Here is a 1,314-nt window from a genome sequence, read left to right as displayed (position 1 = left end):
GAATATTTGTCCGGGGGAGTTGGGACTGGGACACTGAGCCGGAAGCACGGAATAGGCCGCTCGGTGCTGCAGCGCTGGGTCAGCGCGTGGCGGCAGCATGGAGAAGCCGCGCTTGGCAAGAAGCATGAGGCCTATAGCGCCGAGTTCAAGTTGACGGTGTTGCGGCACATGTGGCGCCACGAGTTGTCCTATGCGCAGGCAAGTGCCGTCTTCGACTTGCGCGAAGCAGGCGGCATCAGCCGCTGGGAGCGCCAGTATCATGAGGGCGGTATCGAAGCCCTCAAGCCGCGCCGCAAAGGCCGGCCACCCAACATGTCCCAGCCTAAGCAGCCACCCCAATCCACTCCCGAGCCCACTCAAGACGGACGCTCGCGCGAAGATCTACTGAAGGAAAACGAATATCTGCGCGCGGAGGTGGCGTACCTAAAAAAGCTGGATGCCCTGCTCCGGGCCAAGGAGCAAGCTGCGCCAAAGAAAAAGCGCAAGTCGTGAATGCTTTGCGAGAGCACCACCCGCTGCCGATCCTGCTCAAGGTTGCCGATCTGGCGCGCAGCACGTTCTACTACCAGATGGCGGCAGGCAAAGCCGGGGATCGCAATGGGGAACTCAAGGCGCGTATTCAGCAGGTGTATGCCCAGCACAAGGGCCGATATGGCTATCGCCGGGTCACGGCGACGCTGCGCCTGGCAGGCATGTTGGTGAATCACAAAACCGTGCAACGGCTGATGTCGGCACTGCAATTGAAGGCGCTYGTACGGCCGAAGAAATACCGTTCGTACCGTGGGCAAGTCGGGCGAGTCGCCCCCAATCTGCTACAGCGCCAGTTCGAGGCGAGCAAGCCGAACGAGAAGTGGGTGACGGATGTGACCGAGTTCAACGTRGGSGGCAAAAAGCTCTACCTCTCGCCGGTCCTGGACCTGTACAACGGGGAGATCGTCGCCTGGCAGACCAGCGAGCGGCCTGACTTCGCGCTGATCCGGGAGATGCTCGACAAGGCGCTTCGCAAGCTGCGCCCGGGCGAAACCCCAATGCTGCATTCGGATCAGGGCTGGGCCTATCAGATGGCGGCATATCGCCGCAAACTGGCCTCGCGAGGCTTGCGTCAGAGCATGTCCCGCAAAGGCAATTGCCTGGACAATGCGGCGATGGAGAGCTTCTTCGGGACGCTCAAGTCAGAGTGCTTCCGGTTAGAGCGCTTCGCCAACGTCGACCAGTTGCGTCGTGGCATAGCCGAATACATCCGGTACTACAATCACGACCGCATCAAGCTCAAGCTAAAAGGGCTGAGTCCTGTGCAATACAGGACCCAGCCCT

Annotated in this window: 1 protein-coding gene; it reads left to right on the top strand. The window is 60.8% G+C overall.

The genetic code is table 11. From position 1 onward, the window contains the following. Positions 1-1,314, top strand: a protein-coding gene (locus AB4120_RS27570) for an IS3 family transposase (protein ID WP_441643104.1) whose coding sequence is annotated in 2 segments (ribosomal slippage) — positions 1-436 and positions 436-1,314 — 1,315 coding nt annotated over the 2 segments. Because the reading frame shifts where the segments join, the coding sequence is not laid out codon by codon here. This gene is flagged as partial in the annotation.

This window comes from Cupriavidus sp. 2KB_3 (genome assembly GCF_052115685.1).
Lineage (GTDB): Bacteria > Pseudomonadota > Gammaproteobacteria > Burkholderiales > Burkholderiaceae > Cupriavidus > Cupriavidus campinensis.
The sequence above is the reverse complement of the archived record's forward strand: the minus strand, read 5'-3'. Positions and strand labels throughout refer to the sequence as shown.